The organism is Streptomyces sp. NPDC001194 (assembly GCF_042896985.1).
Lineage (GTDB): Bacteria > Actinomycetota > Actinomycetes > Streptomycetales > Streptomycetaceae > Streptomyces.
This window is the reverse complement of the sequence record NZ_JBIAXU010000007.1, coordinates 39,382-56,805: the sequence shown is the minus strand read 5'-3', so window position 1 is coordinate 56,805 and position 17,424 is coordinate 39,382. Positions and strand designations below refer to the sequence as shown.

The 17,424-nt window shown below is 75.2% G+C and carries 16 protein-coding genes; 9 read left to right on the top strand and 7 right to left on the bottom strand.

Features of this window, described 5'->3' with window-relative positions:
• Positions 1 to 25: 25 nt before the first annotated feature.
• On the top strand, positions 26 to 703 hold the full coding sequence (locus ACFY1T_RS17595; RefSeq protein ID WP_390788935.1) for a TetR/AcrR family transcriptional regulator: 678 nt from the start codon (positions 26 to 28) through the stop codon (positions 701 to 703).
• 112 nt (positions 704 to 815) lie between these two features.
• On the top strand, positions 816 to 2,342 hold the full coding sequence (locus ACFY1T_RS17590) for a hypothetical protein (protein WP_390788934.1): 1,527 nt from the start codon (positions 816 to 818) through the stop codon (positions 2,340 to 2,342).
• A 54-nt stretch (positions 2,343 to 2,396) separates the two neighbouring features.
• Here the strand turns inward: ACFY1T_RS17590 and ACFY1T_RS17585 are convergent, their stop codons facing one another.
• Complete coding sequence (locus tag ACFY1T_RS17585) at positions 2,397 to 3,050, bottom strand: sigma-70 family RNA polymerase sigma factor (RefSeq protein ID WP_390788933.1); 654 nt, start codon at positions 3,048 to 3,050, stop codon at positions 2,397 to 2,399.
• A 156-nt stretch (positions 3,051 to 3,206) separates the two neighbouring features.
• Positions 3,207 to 3,869: a hypothetical protein gene (locus tag ACFY1T_RS17580; protein ID WP_390788932.1), complete on the bottom strand. Its 663-nt coding sequence runs from the start codon at positions 3,867 to 3,869 to the stop codon at positions 3,207 to 3,209.
• Between the two features lie 170 nt (positions 3,870 to 4,039).
• On the opposite strand from ACFY1T_RS17580, the gene ACFY1T_RS17575 reads away from it, so the two are divergent.
• Together ACFY1T_RS17575 and ACFY1T_RS17570 are read left to right on the top strand one after the other, a co-directional pair.
• Positions 4,040 to 5,254 (top strand): MFS transporter, encoded by a 1,215-nt coding sequence (locus ACFY1T_RS17575; RefSeq protein ID WP_390789131.1) that lies wholly within the window; start codon positions 4,040 to 4,042, stop codon positions 5,252 to 5,254.
• On the top strand, positions 5,251 to 6,321 hold the full coding sequence (locus ACFY1T_RS17570; RefSeq protein WP_390788931.1) for a sugar ABC transporter permease: 1,071 nt from the start codon (positions 5,251 to 5,253) through the stop codon (positions 6,319 to 6,321). Before ACFY1T_RS17575 ends, ACFY1T_RS17570 begins: the two co-directional genes overlap by 4 nt.
• A gap of 6 nt (positions 6,322 to 6,327) precedes the next feature.
• Here ACFY1T_RS17570 and ACFY1T_RS17565 read toward each other — a convergent pair whose 3' ends face one another.
• Positions 6,328 to 7,536, bottom strand: a complete 1,209-nt coding sequence (locus tag ACFY1T_RS17565) for an acyl-CoA dehydrogenase family protein (protein ID WP_390788930.1) — start codon at positions 7,534 to 7,536, stop codon at positions 6,328 to 6,330.
• Between the two features lie 120 nt (positions 7,537 to 7,656).
• Between ACFY1T_RS17565 and ACFY1T_RS17560 the strand changes: the two genes are divergently transcribed.
• From ACFY1T_RS17560 to ACFY1T_RS17550, 3 genes are all read left to right on the top strand, one after another.
• Positions 7,657 to 9,507: a CoA transferase gene (locus tag ACFY1T_RS17560; RefSeq protein WP_390788929.1), complete on the top strand. Its 1,851-nt coding sequence runs from the start codon at positions 7,657 to 7,659 to the stop codon at positions 9,505 to 9,507.
• Positions 9,504 to 11,201, top strand: a complete 1,698-nt coding sequence (locus ACFY1T_RS17555; RefSeq protein WP_390788928.1) for a class I adenylate-forming enzyme family protein — start codon at positions 9,504 to 9,506, stop codon at positions 11,199 to 11,201. Before ACFY1T_RS17560 ends, ACFY1T_RS17555 begins: the two co-directional genes overlap by 4 nt.
• 115 nt (positions 11,202 to 11,316) lie before the next feature.
• Positions 11,317 to 12,060: a DJ-1/PfpI family protein gene (locus tag ACFY1T_RS17550; RefSeq protein ID WP_390788927.1), complete on the top strand. Its 744-nt coding sequence runs from the start codon at positions 11,317 to 11,319 to the stop codon at positions 12,058 to 12,060.
• A 61-nt stretch (positions 12,061 to 12,121) separates the two neighbouring features.
• On the opposite strand, the gene ACFY1T_RS17545 is transcribed toward ACFY1T_RS17550, so the two are convergent.
• From ACFY1T_RS17545 to ACFY1T_RS17530, 4 genes are all read right to left on the bottom strand, one after another.
• Entirely contained in the window at positions 12,122 to 12,940 is an 819-nt protein-coding gene (locus tag ACFY1T_RS17545) for an ABC transporter substrate-binding protein (RefSeq protein ID WP_390788926.1), read from the bottom strand.
• Positions 12,898 to 13,776: a metal ABC transporter permease gene (locus tag ACFY1T_RS17540; RefSeq protein ID WP_390788925.1), complete on the bottom strand. Its 879-nt coding sequence runs from the start codon at positions 13,774 to 13,776 to the stop codon at positions 12,898 to 12,900. Before ACFY1T_RS17540 ends, ACFY1T_RS17545 begins: the two co-directional genes overlap by 43 nt.
• A complete protein-coding gene (locus tag ACFY1T_RS17535; protein WP_390788924.1) occupies positions 13,773 to 14,408 on the bottom strand; it encodes a metal ABC transporter ATP-binding protein in 636 nt (211 codons plus the stop codon). The genes ACFY1T_RS17540 and ACFY1T_RS17535 overlap by 4 nt, the downstream gene beginning before the upstream one ends.
• 100 nt (positions 14,409 to 14,508) lie before the next feature.
• Positions 14,509 to 15,195, bottom strand: coding sequence for a DUF4389 domain-containing protein (locus ACFY1T_RS17530; RefSeq protein WP_390788923.1), 687 nt, complete (start codon positions 15,193 to 15,195; stop codon positions 14,509 to 14,511).
• A 214-nt stretch (positions 15,196 to 15,409) separates the two neighbouring features.
• On the opposite strand from ACFY1T_RS17530, the gene ACFY1T_RS17525 reads away from it, so the two are divergent.
• Together ACFY1T_RS17525 and ACFY1T_RS17520 are read left to right on the top strand one after the other, a co-directional pair.
• Complete coding sequence (locus ACFY1T_RS17525) at positions 15,410 to 16,390, top strand: GlxA family transcriptional regulator (protein ID WP_030872781.1); 981 nt, start codon at positions 15,410 to 15,412, stop codon at positions 16,388 to 16,390.
• A gap of 118 nt (positions 16,391 to 16,508) precedes the next feature.
• Positions 16,509 to 17,156 carry an isochorismatase family protein gene (locus ACFY1T_RS17520; protein ID WP_390788922.1) on the top strand — a complete coding sequence of 216 codons (648 nt, stop codon included), beginning with the start codon at positions 16,509 to 16,511 and terminating at the stop codon, positions 17,154 to 17,156.
• Positions 17,157 to 17,424 lie beyond the last annotated feature (268 nt).

The window sequence follows — 17,424 nt, the reverse complement described above, 5'->3', positions numbered from 1 at the left end:
TGGCGGGCGATGAAAGGCGGCGGGCATGGGAACGACCGGGCGTACGGAGACCCCTCGCGAGCGGTACCGGCAGCAGGTGCGCGAGGAGGTCAAGGAGAAGGCCTGGCAGCAGATCGCCGGCTCCGGCGCCTCGGCGCTGTCCCTGAACGCCATCGCCAAGCAGATGGGCATGAGCGGACCGGCGCTGTACCGGTACTTCGCCAACCGCGACGAGCTGATCACCGAGCTCATCCGGGACGCGTACCGCAGCCTCGCCGACGCCTTCGCCGGTGCCGGTGCCGGTGCCGGTGCCGGTGGCGGGGGAGCGGGCCGGCCCGGCATCGCCGCACTGGCGCAGGTGCTGCGCCGCTGGGCCCTGGAGGACCCGCACCGCTACTTCCTCGTCTACGGCACCCCGGTGCCGGGCTACCACGCGCCGCAGGACACCACCGCGATCACCGCCGAGATGATGTCCGTCCTGCTCGACGCCTGCACGGCCGAGGCCCCGGGGGAGGGGGCCGGCTCCTTCGAGGAGCACCTGTCCGGCCACCGGGAATGGGCCGGCAGCCACCCCGACGCCCCGCCGGCGGCCCTCCGCCTGGCCCTGGCCTTCTGGAGCCGCCTGCACGGCGTGCTCTCCCTCGAACTGGCAGGCCATTTCACCGGTATGGGCCTGGACCCCGCCCGGCTCTACGCGGCAGAGGTGGACACCCTGACGCGCTGACCGCCGAGTGGATGACAACTCCACGTGCCCGGTACAGAATTGGGCAGGCTGACGTCGGGGGGCGGTCATGGGACAGACAGCGCGGGCATCGCAGGTCTCGCGGGCATTGTGGGTGGGGACACCCGTTCTTCTGGCGGGGCTGTTCTTCTGGTGGGCCTCCTACGCCACCACGATCATCGTCTGGGAAGGCCGCAAGCTCCTGTCCTGGCTGGCCGCTCCGCTGCTGCTCGTCGCCTTCCTCCTGCTGGTCGGGATGGTGCTGAGGCTGCTGCGGCGCAAGCGGGACGGCGGCCCGGGCGGCGGGAGCGCCGGGGTGGTCCTCGGATGGCTGGGTGCCGTCCTGGGGCTGGGCCTCGGGATCTGGTGGCTGGTGTACGGGTCGTACCTCCAGGACCGGGCGTACATGCAGAACGTGCAGATCGTGAGCGAGCCCGTGCCCGAACTGGCGGCCCGCGCGCCCTACGTGGTCGGGAAGGCGCAGGCCGCCCCGCACCTCGGAGACGTCACCGGCGAGATCTCCGACATCACCTACCTGCCCGACTCGGACCGGTTCGCGACCCTCGTCGAACGGCGCGGCTGGCTCGCCGGATACGAGGTCGGCCTCGAACAGGACGTCCCGCTCGGCGGCAACAGCCGCAGTCAGCAGCGCTGTTCGTTCGACATCGACAAGGCCGACGCACGGATCGGCGGCTGGTTCGGCCACAACCTCGGCCGGAAGATCTCGGCGCAGCAGCGCTGGGTGCGGTTCGACTCCGACGACGCGTACGTGACCTGCGAGGGCGACACCCCGACCGTGGTCGTCCCCCTCAAACGGCAGACCGGGATCCTGGTCGTGACCGAACGGCCCGCCGGGCTCGCGCTCTACAACGGGCGGACCGGGAAGCTCACCATCACCACCGACACGGCGAAGGTGCCCGGCCCCTCCTACCCGCTCAGCCTCGCGGCACGGCAACGGGAGGGAACCGCCGCCGTGGGCAGCTTCAGCGACTGGTGGTTCGAGCGCAGCGGCTGGGACGCCTCCGAGGACGGGGCCAACGCGGGCAACGAGTCGGAGTTCACCCTCAAGTACCGCGACACGAGCGGGCGCAGCGCGTACGTCACCCCCCTCACTCCCCAGGGTGAGGCCAGCTCGGTGGTGGCCGTGTCGACCGTGCCGACCCGCCACCAGGGCGGCGCACTCGCCCCGATGACGGTCCACCGGCTCAATCCGACCTGGTCCTCACCGCAGGCGCTCGTCGCGCTGATCAAGGCCGAGTACCGGGACGTCTGCTGCTACAACGACGACCAGGTGTTCGAGGTGGTGCCGACCGGAGGCGGCACCTGGACCGCCACGGTCGGCAGCGCGCAGAACATCCGCTACCGGGTGGAGGGCCGGGGCCAGGTGGGCGGACGCGAGGCGACCTGCCTGAAGGCCGCCGACGGGGCCCTCATCAAGTGCGCGTACGCCGCGCCCGGATCACCGGAGGAGCAGGAACTCCAGCGCCGGGAACAGGAGAAGCAGAAACAGCAGCAGGCGGGCCAGAGCCCGGGCGGCGCCAAGGACCCCGGCGACCTCACCGCCTACACCCCGGAACAGCTCGCCGACCTCCAGCGGCGCGTGTCCGACGAGGTCGTCCGCCGGCTGAAGGGCAGCGGGTAGGGCCGGGGCGCCGGGGCGAGGTCTCGCCCCGGCCGGCCGGCGGGAGGCCGCGGGTCAGGCGGCCGCCGGGGCCGCGAGTGCGGGAGCGTCACCTCCCGCATCGGTGTCGGCGTCCGTGAGCAGCTCCATGAGCGAGGTGCGGGCACGGGCCACGCGGGAGCGGACCGTGCCGATCGGGCAGCCGAGCGCGCTCGCCGCCTCCGCGTACGGGAGCCCCAGGACCTGGGTGAGGACGAAGACCTCGCGGCGTTCGGCGGGGATCGTCCCCAGCAGCTCCGCGAGGGCGATTCCGTCCTCGAAGCCGGGCAGGCCGCGCGGCTGGGCCCGCTCCGCGGCGCTCTGCCAGTCGTCGCGGTCCGAGATCCTGGGCCGGGCCGCCTTGTGGCGGAGGCTGTCGATGACGGTGCGCCGGGCGATCGACAGCAGCCACGTACGGGCGGAGGAGCGGCCCTCGAAGCGGTGCAGGCTGCCCAGGGCGCGCAGGAAGGTCTCCTGGGTCAGGTCGTCCGCCGACTGCGGATCGGCGCTGAGGTAGGCCACGTAGCGGCGGACGTCGCGGTGCAGGGCGCGTACGAAACGGTCCACCGCGTCGGGGTCGCCGTCCCGCGCGGCGAGTGCCAGCAGGGTCGTCGGCTCGTCCGGGCCGCCGTCGCGGCGTGCGGGTGCCGCCTCGGCGGCGGTCGGACGGGGAAGCAGGGCAGGGGTCATCGCCTGATGTCCTTCTGGGAATCCGGGATCCGGGTCCGGCGCCGCGTGCGCACTGCGGGGCGAGGCGGGCCGGTGAGCGGTACGGCCTGCCGGACGGCAGGACCGATGACCGAGGCGCGCGGCGGTGCGGCGTGGCGCGCGTCGGTGAGCCGGCTGTCAGATGACAGCGGTCCCGGGAGGCGGCCCCCGTGAGGTGATGGCGTGGACGAGGAGCAGCCCGCGCAGCGTGCCGGCCCGGCGGCCGGGGCGTACGCGCGGGCGCGGCCGGTCGGCCGGCGCGGGGAGCCGGAAGGCCCAGCGCAGCGGTACGAGCAGCAGGCAGGCCAGGGCGCGCAGGACGCGGAACGCCCCCTGCTCCCCGTACGCGAGCCAGAGCCCGCAGAGCAGGGCGGCGAGGAGGTGCGCGGCCAGCATGCCGGCCGGCGAGCTGGAGCCGGGGACGTGCCCGGCGGGCATCTGCATCGGCATCTGCATGGCCATGCCGCCGTCGGCCATCGCGTGCGCGGCGTGGTGGGCGTGCCCGCCCGTGCCCGGCGGAGGCGGTGGGACCGCCTGGGGGCGGGCCGCTGCCTGGGCCATCGAGAACGCGGTGTGCAGGACGGCCTGGACCGCGATGGTCGCGCAGGTGACGGTCAGGAGGCCGCGTTCGCGATCGGCGAGGAACCAGGCGAGCGCCCCGGTGGCCGCCGCGGCCGCTGCCAGCGCCCACCAGGGGACGGTCGCACCCGACATGAGGAGGTGGCCGAGGGATGCGAGCAGCACGCAGATGGCCGCGAACAACGCGGCCCTGAAGGCTCGGCAACATCGACCGGGAGTCATGGCGGGCTCATCGTCGCACCCCTCTCAACAGGGCTACAGAGGGGCGTCGAGAATTGGCACGACCGGACAAAACCATATGTGTCGCACGCCACAACAGGCCGCTGGAACCCGGTGGTTCACCGCCACGACTCCTGCCCTGGACCGAAATGAGGGCCACGGAAACGGAGTCGATGGTGGGGGAGCGGACGGCATCGCCGAAGCCGGCGGAGGCAGGTACCGAGGGCCGGCTGACGGCGTTGCTCACCAGTGCCATGGCCTTCTCGATGCTCCAGCTGTTCCTGCTCGGTGCGCTCGGACCGCGCCTCGTGGACGAACTGGGGATCTCGCCGGCCGCCCTCGGTCTGACGACCGCCGTCGGCTTCGCGGCGGCTGCCGTGCTCTCGCCGGTCGGCGGCCGCATGGTGGACCGGACGGGCCCGCGCCGCTCCCTCGTCCTCCTGCTGCTGGTGTCCGCGGCCGCGCTCGCACTGATCGGAGCCGCGCCGGGCCCCGGGTTCCTCCTCGCCGCCGTGGCACTGGGCGGACTGCCGCAGGCGCTCGCCAATCCCGCGACCAACAAGGCGATCCTGGCCTCCGCCCCGCCCGCCCGGCGCGGGGCGATGACCGGCATGAAGCAGTCGGGCGTCCAACTCGGCGCGTTCGCAGCCGGGTTGCCGCTGGCGGCGCTGGCCGGCGGTGTCGGCTGGCGCGGGGCCGTGTGGACGGCCGCCGCCGCGGCCGCGCTCTGCGCGCTCTGGGCCCATCACTCCCTGCCGGCCGACCCGCCGGCGAAGGCGGCGATGGTGCGCGCCTCGCTCGTCCCGCGGGGCGCCATCGCCTGGCTGGCGGTCTTCTCCCTCTTCCTGGGGTGCGCGATCGCCTCGGTCAACACGTACGTCGCCCTCTTCGGTGCCCAGCGGCTCGGCATGGGGCCGACGGCCGCCGCGGCCCTGGTGGCGGTCCTCGGCGTCGCGGGCATCGCCGGCCGGGTGGGCTGGTCGAAGGCGGCCCGGCCCGGGCGCGCCGAGTGGCTGCCCGGCGCTCTGGCGGCAGGCGCCGTGGCGGCCGCCTGCCTGCTGGCCGCGGCGCTGTACCTGCCGGCGCTGGTCTGGGTCGCCGCCGTCGCGGTCGGGGTGTTCGCCGTGTCCGGCAACGCCGTCTCGATGGTGCTCGTGATGCAGCGGGCCGCCCCGGGCCGGGCGGGCCAGGACTCCGCGCTCGTCGCCGCCGGGTTCTTCGCCGGATTCGCGGTCGGGCCACCGCTGTTCGGGCGGCTGGCGGAAGCGGGCCGGTACGGGCCGGGCTGGCTGCTGGTCGCCGCCGAGTTCGCCGTGGCCGCCGCCGTCGCCACGACCTGGGCCGTACGGGAACGGCGGCGCGGCGCGCGTACGGAGGTCCCGGCATGATCCTGCGGACATCCCGTGACTGGGCCGGGCGGGCGCTGGCCGACGTACTCGACCGCGCCGCCGTCACCCGCGCGCAGACCGGCGACCGGTTCCCGCTGTACGCCGACCCGGACACCGGCCGCTGGACGACCACCGGCCGCGGTGCGTGGACCGGCGGGTTCTGGGCCGGGCTGCTGTGGCTGCGCGCCCGGCACACCGGGGACGCGGCCGACCGGGCGGCCGCCGCCGCGTGCACGGCGCGGCTGCACGGCTGGGTCGGGGCCGACACCGCGACGCGCGGGCTGATCCTCTGGTACGGGACGGCCCTCGCGGCCGGTGACCCCGGCGCCCGCGAGCTGCGGACCCGGGCGGCCGGGGCCGCCCTCGCCGCGCTGGACCCCGAACTCGGCCTGGTGCCCTGGGGATCGGCCTTCGGCGGTCCCCGGCTGCTGGCCCGGGTGGACGGCGTGCCGGGCATGGTGGCGCTGCTCGCCGCCGGGGGCCCGGAAGGCGAACGGGCCGCCGCCTCCCACCTCCACCGGCACCTCGACCTGTGCCTCGCAGCGGGCGGACGCACCGTACCGGCCTGGGAGTTCGACCCGCGGGCGGGCTGGCGGGCGTACGAGGAGCCACCGGCCGGCTGGAGCCGGGGCGGCGCCTGGCTGCTCCTGGCGGTGGCCGACGCCCTGCACCGTCCCGAAGTCGCCGGCGGCGCCCCGGACCGGCTCGAAGCCGCGGCGGAGCGGCTGGCCGGCGCCTGGACCCGGCCCTGCGCCCCGCTCGTCCCCCCGGCGGACGAGGCGCGGCCGGCCGGCCCGCTGGACACGTCGGCCGCCGCCATCGCGGCCGTCGCGCTGCTGAAACTCGCCGCGGTGCCGGGCTGCCGGGCCGCTTCGCAGTACGCGTACCGGGCGGCGGCGATCCTGGAGCGGCTGGTGGGCGAGCACCTGACCCGGGGCATGCTGCTGGACGGCTGCTACGACGCCGGGAAGGGGATGGCGGTCCGGCACGAGCTGGTGTGGGGCGACTTCTTCCTGGCACTCGGCCTGGCGGCGCTGACCGGGCTCGCCGACATCACGGAGAGCTGACGCCCGCTACCCCGCATCGTGCCCGTACGCCGCCTGCTCCTTGTACGCCTCGTACGTCTCGTGCTTCTCGTACGTACGCAGGACCCGGCGGGCCACCGAGGTGACGTGGAGTTCGTCGGGGCCGTCGAGGATGCGGGCGGCGCGGCCGGTGCGGAAGAGCGCCGGGAGCGCGGTGTCGGGGCCGAGGCCGGCCGCGCCGTGCACCTGGATGGCCGCGTCGGCGACCTGCTGGAGCATCCGGGCCGCGGCGACCTTGGCCAGCCCCACCTCCACGTGCGCGTCCAGCCCGGCCGCGATCTTCGCCGCGGCCTCGTGGACCAGCGGGCGGGTGGTGCGCAGCGCGAGCAGGGCCTCGAAGACGTGGCTCTGCACGAGCTGGTGCCCGGCCAGCGGACCGCGTGATCCCGTACGGGAGTTGGCGCGCAGGCACATCAGGTCGAAGGCGCGCCGGGCCTGGCCGAGCCAGCGCAGGCAGCGCAGGGTGCGGCCCAGCTGCAGCCGCTCCGCGGCGATGGACAGGGCCTGGCCGCGCCGGCCGAGGAGGTGGTCGGCGTCCACCGGGACCCGGTCGAAGTCGACCTCCCACTGGCCGCCGGCCCCGAACACGGGCAGTTCGCGTACGACGCGCAAGCCCGGCGAGCCGGTGGGAACCACCAGCAGGGAGAGGCCCTCGCGGTCTCCCGGCTCCCCGTCGGTGCGGGCGAGGACGGTCACCAGATCGGCCCCGGCCGCTCCCGAGACGAACCACTTGCGGCCGCTGACGCGCCAGCCGCCGTCGGGCCGTTCCTCGGCGCGGGTCGCGGTGCGCAGCGGTTCGGTGCCCGGGGTGTCCGGTTCGGTCATGGCGTAACAGGCGCGCAGTTCCCCCGCGGCCAGCCGCGCGGGGTACTCCTCGCGGATCCGGCGGCTGCCGTGCTTCCACAGCATGGCCGCGTCGAGCAGGGACGCGGAGCCGAGGGCCGCCGGCCCGTGGTCGCTCGCCCCCTCGGCCTCGGCGAGCGCCGCGTACTGTGCGAAAGGGAGCCCCTGGCCGCCGAGTTCGGCGGGGAGCGGCAGCGCCCAGAGGCCCTCCTGCTTCGCCCGGGCCCGCAACTCCCGCAGGGCCGAGGCGGCCCCCGGGCCGCCCGCGTCGAGTACGGGCTCGCAGGGCATGACCCGGCTCCGGACGAAGTCCGCGACCCGGTCCCTCAATGCGTCTTCGCGGCTCTGCACCACTTTCCTCCAACGTGCCGGGAACCCGTGGGAACGGCAGTCCGACTGCCTCTCCGAGGAACTGGTCGGGTGCGCGCCCGGCCTGGTTCCCCCGCGTCGCGCACATCCGAGAAGAGGAGAGGCATGGCTTCACCAGCCGTCACCCGCACGGTCCGGCCGCTCGAAGGACTGCACCTCGCCACCTCGGGCCCGCCCGGGCCGACGGGCCCGGCCCTGGAGCACCTCAGGCTCCTCGGCGCGGTCACCCGAGCCGAAGCCGAAGCCGAAGCCGAATCCGAAGCCGGGTCTGGGTCGGGGCCGGAGCCGGACGGGCCCCGCGACGGCCGTGCGCCCGCCCGCATCACCTTGTCCGGCGCCGACTTCGACCGGCAGGAGGCGGCCGTCCGCTGGTCGGCGCACCCCGCGAGCGGCATGACCGACGAGGCCACCGTCCAGGCGGCCACCGGCATCATGGCCGTGCACGGGCGGCGCGACGGCGCGCCCCGGGGCCTGGCCGTGGACTACGCGGCCACCGCCACGGGCGTACTCGCCGTACAGGGGATGCTCGCCGGACTGCTGGCGCAGGCCCGCGGCGGCCGGGCGGTCAGGGTGACCACGGGCGCGGACCGGGCCGGGCTGCTGGCGGTGTCCCAGTATCTCGCCGCGGCCGGGGCGGATGAGGGCGAAGCCGCCGAACTGGCGCCTGGAGGACCCCCCTTCACCTCGGCCGACGGCGTCCTCTTCGAGCTGGAGACCCTCGAACCGGCTGCCTGGGCCGCGTTCTGGCAGGCCCTGGAGGCCCCCTTCGGCGCCGTGCGCGCCGGGTGGCGGCCGTTCCAGTTCCGGTACGCCACCGCCTGCGCCCCCTTCCCGGCGGCCCTGCACACCACGGCCCGTACGCACACCTGGCGGCGGATCGAGGCGGCGGCCGCGGCCTGCGGCGCCGAGGTCTGCCGCCTGCGGACCCTCGCCGAACGGGCCGCCGAACACGACGGCGCCGCCCCCTGGTCCCTCACCCCGTACGGATTCGGCCACCCCGCGGCCCCCCACCGCGACCCCGGTGCCCCCACGCCCTCGCGGCCGCTGGCCGGGCTGACCGTGCTCGAAGCGGGCCGCCGGATCCAGGCTCCCCTCGCCGCCCACCTGCTGGGCCTCCTCGGCGCCGATGTCGTGCGGATCGAGCCCCCGGGCGGCGACCCGCTGCGCGGGATGCCGCCCGCCTGCTCCGGGATCTCCGCCCGCTGGCTCGCGCTGAACCGCGGCAAGCGGGCCGTCGAGGTGGACATCAAGTCGGTCGCCGACCGGCGCCGCCTGCGCCAGATGGCCGCCGGGGCCGACGTCTTCCTGCACAACTGGGCCCCCGGCAAGGCAGCCGCGCTGGGCCTCGACTCGGCCCATCTGTCCGCCGTGAACCCCGGGCTCGTCTACGCGTACACGGGCGGCTGGGCGGGCCGGATCCCCGGCGCCCCGATGGGTACGGACTTCATGGTCCAGGCCCGCACCGGCGTCGGCGAAGCCGCCCGGCCGCAGGACGAGCCGCCCGCACCCTCCCTGATGACCCTGCTCGACGTACTGGGCGGGCTCCTGGGCGCCGAGGCCGTACTGGCGGGGCTGCTCCTGCGGGAGCGCAGCGGCGGAGCGGGCGTCCGCGTCGACTCCTCGCTGCTCGGCGCCGCCGACGCCCTCACCGCCCCCGCCCTGCGCCGGGCGCTGCGCGGGCAGGACCCGCGCCGGCCGGCCGGCTTCCGGCGCCCCCTGCGCACCGCGGACGGATGGATCGCCCCCACCGACACCTGCGCGCCCGCGGCCGCCGCGTACGACCTGCGCGAACTGCCCACCGCGGAGGCCCTGGCGCAGCTGCGCGGCCACGGCCTGTCCGCGACCGGCGTCACCGCCGATCCGGCCGACCTGCACCACGACCCGCGCTTCCCCGGCTCGATCAGCCGCGACGCGCACGGTGCCCCCGCCGTTCCCGACCCCTGGAGCTTCCTGTGACCGTCGCACTCCACGACCTGCTGCCCGCCGGACTCCGCCGCGGGTGGGCGGTCGACGGCACCTGTCCCGACCTCGACCTGTACAGCCTGTTCCGGGCCCGCCGGATCGCCGATCCGCACGCCGCCGCAGTCATCGACGCCAAGGGCAAGCTCTGCCACACCGCGCTGGACCGCAAGGTGCGATGTCTGGCCGCCGGGCTCGCCGGCCTCGGCATACGCCCCGGCGAGGTGGTCGGCGTCCAGCTCCCCAACGGACGCGGGGCGGTCATCGCCGACCTGGCCCTGGCGGCCCTCGGCGCGGTGGCGCTGCCCTTCCCCGTCGGCCGGGGGAGTCTGGAGGCCGAAGCCCTGCTGCGCACGGCGGAAGCCGTCGCGGTCATCGCGGCGGCGGAACACCGCGGCAGCCACCCCGCCGCCGAACTGCGCGCCCTGGGCCCGGCCCTGCCGGGGCTGCGCCACGTCATCGCCGCGGGGCGGGTCGGCAGCGCGCCCGAAGGAACGATTCCGCTCACCGGGCTGCTGCGCTCCGACCCGGCCGCGTTCGTGCCCGCCCGGCCCGACCCCGACAGCGCCGCCCGCATCCTCGTCTCCTCCGGCTCGGAGGCGGAGCCGAAGATGGTCGCGTACTCGCACAACGCGCTCGCCGGGGGCCGGGGCAACTTCCTCGCCTCGCTCATGCCCGACGGGACCCCGCCGCGCAGCCTGTTCCTCGTACCGCTCGGGTCGGCGTTCGGGTCCAACGGCACCGCCGTCACGCTCGCCCGGCACGGCGGCACGCTGATCCTGCTCGACCACTTCACCCCGGAGGCCGCCCTCGCCGCCGTACGCGAGCACCGCCCGACGCACGTCCTGGGCGTCCCCACGATGGTCCGCATGATGCTGGACCGGCTCGAAGGACTCGGCCCCGACGCGGGCGAACTGCCCGCGCCCACCGCACTGGTCCTCGGCGGCTCGGCCCTGGACGCGACCACGGCCGAGGACGCCGCCCGCGCCTTCGGCTGCCCGGTCGTCAACCTCTACGGTTCGGCCGACGGGGTCAACTGCCACACCGGCCTCGGGGAGGAAGCCCACGGGGCCGACGCCGCGGGGGTGGTCGCGGGCCGCCCCGACCCCCGCGTCGCGGACATCCGCATCGCCGACCCCGACACGCACGAGCAGCTCCCGGACGGGCACATCGGCGAGATCATCGCCCGCGGCCCCATGACCCCGATGTGCTACGTCGCCTCCCCGGAGCTGGACGCCCGCTACCGCACCCCCGAGGGCTGGGTCCGTACCGGGGACCTCGGCCTGATCGACGAGGACGGGGTCCTGCACCTCGTCGGCCGGCTCAAGGACATCGTCATCCGCGGCGGGGCCAACATCAGCCCCGCCGAGGTCGAGCGGGAGCTCGCCCCGCATCCCCGCGTACGGGACGTGGTGTGCGTCGGCATCCCGGACCGGCTGATGGGGGAGCGCCTGGCGGCCTGCGTCGTACCGCGCGGCCCCGAGGCGCCGACGCTCGCCTCGCTGGGCGAGCACCTCACCCGCCGCGGGCTCGAACAGCGCAAGCACCCCGAGCGCCTGCTGGTGCTCGCGGAGCTCCCGCTCACGCCGGCCGGCAAGCCGGACCGCGCCGCCCTGCGCGAGCGCCTCACGCGGTCCGCGCCCGCCGCCCCCCGGCCGGCCCAGGCCGCGCCGCTCGCCCCCACGGGCTGACGGAGCCCAAGACCCCGACTGGCCCGACAGGCAACGACAGACCGCGACAGGCCATGACCGACCACGACAGAACACGACGGAAGCACGACGGAACACGCATGGACAGGACGATCGGATGAACCGCAGGAACCTCCTCCGCGCCTCCACCGCGATCGGCGCCGCGGCCACCGTAGCGGGCGCCGCCGCGGTGCCGGCCGCCGCCGCGGCCCCGAGCCCCGCCGCGCGACCGGCCGGACCGCTGCGCGTGCACATCGTCATGTACGAGGGAGTGGAGGAGCTCGACTTCGCCGCCCCCTACGAGGTCTTCTCCGCCGCCCGCTTCTTCACGGACCGCCCCGTCGAGGTCCGCTACGTCAGCACCTCCGGCCCGGGCCCCGTGCACGCCGCGTACGGGACGCAGGTCCGGGTCGACCACGCATGGGAGCCGCGGTCGGCGGACATCGTCCTCGTACCCGGCGGCGGATACGCGCGCCGCGACAGCCCCGGCGTGTGGGCCGAGATCCGGCGCGGCACGCTCCCGCGCGGCCTCGCCGCGGCCGTACGCCCCGGTCTCACCCTCGGCGCCGTCTGCACGGGCACCATGCTGCTGTCCGCCGCCGGACTGACCGGGAACCGCCCCTGCACCACCCACCACAAGGCGCGCCCCGACCTCGAACAACAGGGCGGCCTGCTCAAGACCGCACGCGTGGTGGACGACGGAGACCTGGTCACCGCCGGCGGCATCACCTCAGGCCTGGACCTCGCCCTGTGGCTCGTGCGCCGGGAGCTCGGCGCCGACACGGCCACGGGGGTGGAGGCGATGCTGGAGTACGAGGCCCGCGGCACGGTGTGGACGCGGCCCGCGGACCCGCGGCCGTAGTCGCGCGAGGAGGGGCGGGAGAGCGGCCCTCGCTCTCCCGCCCCTCCTCGCGCACCGCGGGTCAGGAACTGCCCATGGCCTTCTTCAGCTCGACCGCCGCATTGCGGTACACGGGAAGCAAGTCGAGATCGGCCCCCGGGTAGTTGACGATCTCGATCTGCCGGGCACCGGAGTCGGGCAGGACCGTCCCGGTCGACATGTGGGCATTGTCCAGTACCAAGGCGGGCTTCTTGCCGGAGAGTTCGGCGAGCTGCGCCGGGGTGACCGCCTCCGGGCCGTACGTGCCGACCGGCGCGGCCCCGGCCAGCTTCGCGGACCAGGTGGTGAACACCTGGCTGACGACGGCCGGGCTCTTCCCGCCGGGCCAGGAGCCCTGGACGTCCTTCGAGAGCTTCGCGTACTCGGTGTCGAACGACGCCGTCCAGCGCGCGGCGGCTTCCTCGGTGCCGAACAGCTTGCCCAGCTTGGCCACTTCGGCCTTGACCTTGTCGGCGTCGTTGTCGAGGTTCACCTCGACCAGTTCGGCCTTCGAGCCGGCCGCCTCCTTGATCTTCGCCGCGTACGGCTCGAAGGGCGCGTAGAGCACGAAGTCGGCCTTGCCCACGGCGGCGAGGTCGGAGGGCTTCGGGTCGTAGTCGGGTGCGTGGTGCACCGACTGCGGCACGATCACCTTGACCTCCTCGGCGCCGGCGGCCTTGGCGAAGGCGCCCTCCCAGGTGGTGGTGACCACGACGACCGGTTTCCCGCCGCGGGGGCCGGTCGTGGCGTCCTCGGAAGCGGTGTCGCCGTTGCCGCCGCCGTCTGCGCAGCCGGTGACGAGGGCCGTCAGTGCCGCGCTCAGTGCGAGGAGGGAAGCGAGTCGGACGCGGGTGCGCGCCATGTGCTGATGCTCCGTTCGGGGATGAGATGGACCGCGAGGACGAGCGCCCCCGCGGTGAGGACGAGAACCGGCCCCGGCGGCCAGTCCAGCCGCAGGGCCACGAGGAACCCGGTCAGGTTCACGGCCACCCCGATGCCGACCGCCCACAGGGTGATCGACCGCAGCGAGGTGCCCAGGCGGCGGGCCGCGAGGGCCGGGAGCAGGGTGAGGGCGTCGACGAGCAGCGCCCCGGTGAGCTTGATCGCCCCGGCGACCGCGACCGCGACCAGGACCAGCAGTACGGCGGTCAGCGCCCGCACCGGAACCCCCGAACACTGGGCCAGCTCCCGGTCGTACAGCAGCAGGGCCACATCGCGCCGCCGCCACCAGAACAGCCCCGGTACGAGGGCCGCCAGCGCTGCGAGCACCACGAGGTCGGCGGTGCCCACGGACAGGATCGAGCCCCACAACAGGGCGAACGCACCGGAGGCGTTGACCCCCGACACGGCCAGGACGAGCAGGGCGGCCGCGATGGCCAGGCTCATCAGCAGGCCCATCGCCCCCGACAGCCCGTCCGGGGTGCGGGCGAGCGGTGCCACCCCCGCCCCGGCCAGGGCGCACGCGACGAGCGCGCACAGCATCGGATCGAGCCCGGTCAGCAGCCCGACCGCGATGCCCAGCAGCGCGACGTGCATCATCGCGAAGCGCACCGGCATGATGTCGAGTCCGACGACGACCACGCCGATCACCGGCAGGCCGACCGCCGCCAGCAGCAGGGCGAAGCCCGCCCGCTGGACGGGGAGCAGCCCCAGCAGTTCGCCGAGGTCGGCGCCGGCGAGGACGCCCGCGAGGATCACGCGGCCTCCCGCAGCCGGCCGGCCGCCATCTCCAGTACGCGGTCACAGCGCTGCGCGAGCGCCCGGTCGTGCGTCACCACGACGAGGGTCACCGGCAGCGCCGCCAGGACGTCCGCCGCCTCCTCCTGGCCGCTGAAGTCCAGGGCGGCGGTCGGCTCGTCGGCCAGCAGTACCTCGGCCCCCGCGGCCACCGCTCCGATCGCCCGGGCCAGGTACATCCGCTGCAACTGCCCGCCGGACAGCGTGTGCAGGGGCCGGCCGAGCAGCGCGCCGACACCGAGCTTCCGTGCCGCTTCGGCGGCCTCGGCCGGTGCGCCGCCGCTGGCCAGCAGTTCGTCCCCGAGGAGCGGGAACCGGCCGGCCGCCGGCTTCTGCGGGATCCAGGCGCAGCAGCGCCGCCGCCAGGCCCATTCGGCGGCCGAGCCGGTACCGCGGCCGCCGACCGTGATGCTCCCGGTCACCTGGCGGTGCAGCCCGAGGACCGCGCGCAGCAGCGTGGTCTTGCCCGAGCCGTTGGTCCCGGTCAGCGCGACGCGCTCGCCCGCCGCGATCTCCAGGTCCACGTCGGCGACCGCCTCGACGCGGCCGTGGCGGCAGGCGACCCCCCGCATGCGTACGTCCAGCCCGCCCATCCGTGGCCCTCCCGTCGTCCGGTGCCGGGTGGCTCCCCGCACACGGAGGTGGTCGGACGACGGCGCCCCCCGGTTCCGGCGGAGACGGACCGGGTTCGGATCACGGTGAGGGGGCCGGGGCCGGCGCCTCGGCCGGGGCGGGCGCCGGGTCGTCACCGCCCTGGTCGAGCCGGAACGGCGGGTACTCGTCCGTCATCAGCGCGGCGTACGCGGCGACGCGCAGCACCCACCGGTGCAGCCCCACGATCAGCTCGAACAGGCCGCGCGGGTAGGTGGAGGTGAAGGCCAGCGCCACCCCCGCGAAGAGGGTCAGCAGCATGATCAGACCGCCGCCCCCGCACCAGCCGTGGCGCATGCCGCCGGTGAAGAAGGCGATGATCAGGTAGTGGGGGATGGCCAGCAGCCACCACTTCACCAGGACCAGGGGCCGTGACAGGCGCTCCGGATAGGCGATCTCGAGACGTGCCGGGTAGCCGGGCTCGGGGCCCAGGCTGAACGGGGGGTACCGGTCGGTGCCGAGGGCGCCGTACGCGTAGTACGAGACCCGCCACGTCCAGCGGAGCACGCCGACGTTGAAGTCGAACAGGCCGCGCGGGTAGCGCTCGGTGAACAGGATCGCGAAGAAGGCGATCACGCTGACCACGATGAAGGCGATCCACAGGAAGAACAGCACGATGTAGTGCGGGATCACCAGGATCCACTTGACCAGCCAGAGCCAGCGCGACAGCGGGGTGTCGAGGGCGGCGCCCACCCTGACCGAGCGGTACCGAGGAGTGTTCGCGGACATGATTGCGTCACCGTCCCGTGTCCGGCGCCATGAGCCACCCGGGACCTCGGATGTGTCCGCGAAGTCCCGCCTGTCCCGCGACGCCCTGGGCCGTGTCCGGCCGTCCCCACCATCATCCGCGCGGTGCGGGACATGCTCCAGTCGGCGTCCGGGTGTCCGGATGTGACAGAGAGCCGTCATTGCGGACACCTGCCCGTCCGGCCAGGATGGACACATGTCCACGCCCCACCGCGTAGTGATCGCGGTCTTCCCCGATGTCGACCTGCTCGACGTCACCGGCCCCGCCGAGGTCTTCGCCCTCGCGAGCCGGGAGGCCGGGCGGCGGCTGTACGACGTGCGGCTGGCGGGCCCGGACGGGGGCCAGGTCACCACCTCGGCCGGCGTCCGGCTGGTCACCGACCTCTCCTTCGGCGAGGTCGGGGCCGCAGTGGACACCCTGGTGGTGCCCGGCGCCGTGGAGCCGACGGAGGACGGCCCGGTCGCGCGGGTCGACGAGGCGGTGGTGCGGTGGGTCGCCGCCACCGCCCCGCACGCCGGGCGCGTGGCCTCGGTGTGCGTCGGCGCCCACTTGCTGGCGGCGGCCGGCCTGTTGGACGGGCGACGGGCCACCACCCACTGGTCCACGGCCCGCCAGCTGGCGGCCGAGCACCCGCGGGTGGAGGTCGACCCGGACCCGATCTTCGTCCGGTCCGGCCGGGTGTGGACCGGGGCCGGGATCAGCGCCTGCATGGACCTGACGCTGGCCCTGGTGGCCGAGGACCACGGTGAGGAACTGGCCCTCGCGGTCGCCCGGCAGCTGGTCATGTACCTCAAGCGGCAGGGCGGCCAGAGCCAGTTCAGCGTGCCTCTCAGCCGCCCGGCGGCCTCCCGCCGGGACATCGACGCCCTGCGGGTCCACATCGCCGAAAACCTCGGCGCGGACCTGTCGGCGGCCGCGCTCGCGCAGCGGATGAGCCTGAGCGAACGCCATTTCGCCCGTACGTTCCGCAAGGAGCTGGGCACCAGCCCCGCCGCCTACGTGGAGGCCGTACGGGTGGAAGCCGCCCGCCGGCTGCTGGAGACCACCGACCAGCCGCTCGAGCAGGTCGCCGAGGCGGCCGGCCTGGGCTCGGTGGAGACCCTGCACCGGGCCTTCCGCAAGCAGATCGCCACGACCCCGGCCGCGTACCGCCGCCGCTTCCGCACCGCCCACTGACGTCCGGACCCCCTGACCGTCCAGACCCGCCGACCCTCTCTGCCCACCGACCGCCCGGCGCGACCGCGCGCCGGAGCGCGGCTTCGCCGTGCCCGTTCCCACAGAAGGAAGTTCCGCCATGTCTGCATCCACCGTTTCCACCGCTTCCACCACCTCGACCGCATCCACCCCCTCCACCACCCTGCGCGACGTGATCGGCCTGCCGGGCACGCTGCCCCGCCTGGCCGACTCCGTCCTGATCATGGTCGACTTCCAGAACACCTACCGCTCCGGCGTGATGGCCCTGGAGGGTGCCGAGGAGGCCCTGGCGGCGGCCGCCCGGCTGCTGGCCGCGGCCCGGGAGGCCGGCGCGCCGGTCGTCCACGTCGTCAACGACGGCGGCGAGGGGACCCCGTACGACATCCGGGCCGAGATCGGTGCCATCAGCGCCGAGGTCGCGCCTCGCGAAGGGGAGCCGGTCGTGGTCAAGCAGGTCCCCAACGCCTTCCACGCCACGGAGCTGGAGAAGACCCTCCGGCAGCTGGGCGCCGGCCCGGACCTGGTGATCGCCGGCTTCATGACCCACATGTGCGTCACGTTCACCGCCCAGGGCGCCTTCAACCTGGGCTACCGCCCGACGGTGGTGGCCGAGGCCACCGCGACGCGCACGCTCACGGCGCCCGACGGCACCCTGATCCCGGCCGCCACCCTCCAGGCGGCGAGTCTCACGACGATCGCCGACCTCTTCGCCCCGGTGGCCCCCACCGTCGACTCCCTCCCGGCCTGACGCTGGAACGCGCGAGGCCCCCGGACCGAAACGGCGCCCCGAGAACGCCGTGTCCCGGGTCTCGCGCGGAGGGACATCGTCCCCACCGCGGGCGCCACGTGAACTGCGGGACGACCACGCACGCATCGCCGTCGGGAAGCGGTCGGCCGAGCAGGCGGCACGCCCCGTATCCGGCAGCCCCGCCGGGGGCGGGGCTGCCACCGACGTCGGGACGGCCTGGTCCCGGCACTGAGCTGACGCCGCCCGAAACCCCCGTTCCCGGGCGGCG

Excerpts from the sequence above, each read along its gene's own strand:
- ACFY1T_RS17520 (WP_390788922.1), top strand. The coding sequence starts at position 16,509 with ATGTCTGCATCCACCGTTTCCACCGCTTCCACCACCTCGACCGCATCC.
- ACFY1T_RS17580 (WP_390788932.1), bottom strand. The coding sequence starts at position 3,869 with ATGACTCCCGGTCGATGTTGCCGAGCCTTCAGGGCCGCGTTGTTCGCG.
- ACFY1T_RS17595 (WP_390788935.1), top strand. The coding sequence starts at position 26 with ATGGGAACGACCGGGCGTACGGAGACCCCTCGCGAGCGGTACCGGCAG.
- ACFY1T_RS17535 (WP_390788924.1), bottom strand. The coding sequence starts at position 14,408 with ATGGGCGGGCTGGACGTACGCATGCGGGGGGTCGCCTGCCGCCACGGC.
- ACFY1T_RS17545 (WP_390788926.1), bottom strand. The coding sequence starts at position 12,940 with ATGGCGCGCACCCGCGTCCGACTCGCTTCCCTCCTCGCACTGAGCGCG.
- ACFY1T_RS17570 (WP_390788931.1), top strand. The coding sequence starts at position 5,251 with ATGATCCTGCGGACATCCCGTGACTGGGCCGGGCGGGCGCTGGCCGAC.
- ACFY1T_RS17525 (WP_030872781.1), top strand. The coding sequence starts at position 15,410 with ATGTCCACGCCCCACCGCGTAGTGATCGCGGTCTTCCCCGATGTCGAC.
- ACFY1T_RS17560 (WP_390788929.1), top strand. The coding sequence starts at position 7,657 with ATGGCTTCACCAGCCGTCACCCGCACGGTCCGGCCGCTCGAAGGACTG.
- ACFY1T_RS17530 (WP_390788923.1), bottom strand. The coding sequence starts at position 15,195 with ATGTCCGCGAACACTCCTCGGTACCGCTCGGTCAGGGTGGGCGCCGCC.
- ACFY1T_RS17550 (WP_390788927.1), top strand. The coding sequence starts at position 11,317 with ATGAACCGCAGGAACCTCCTCCGCGCCTCCACCGCGATCGGCGCCGCG.
- ACFY1T_RS17575 (WP_390789131.1), top strand. The coding sequence starts at position 4,040 with ATGGTGGGGGAGCGGACGGCATCGCCGAAGCCGGCGGAGGCAGGTACC.
- ACFY1T_RS17585 (WP_390788933.1), bottom strand. The coding sequence starts at position 3,050 with ATGACCCCTGCCCTGCTTCCCCGTCCGACCGCCGCCGAGGCGGCACCC.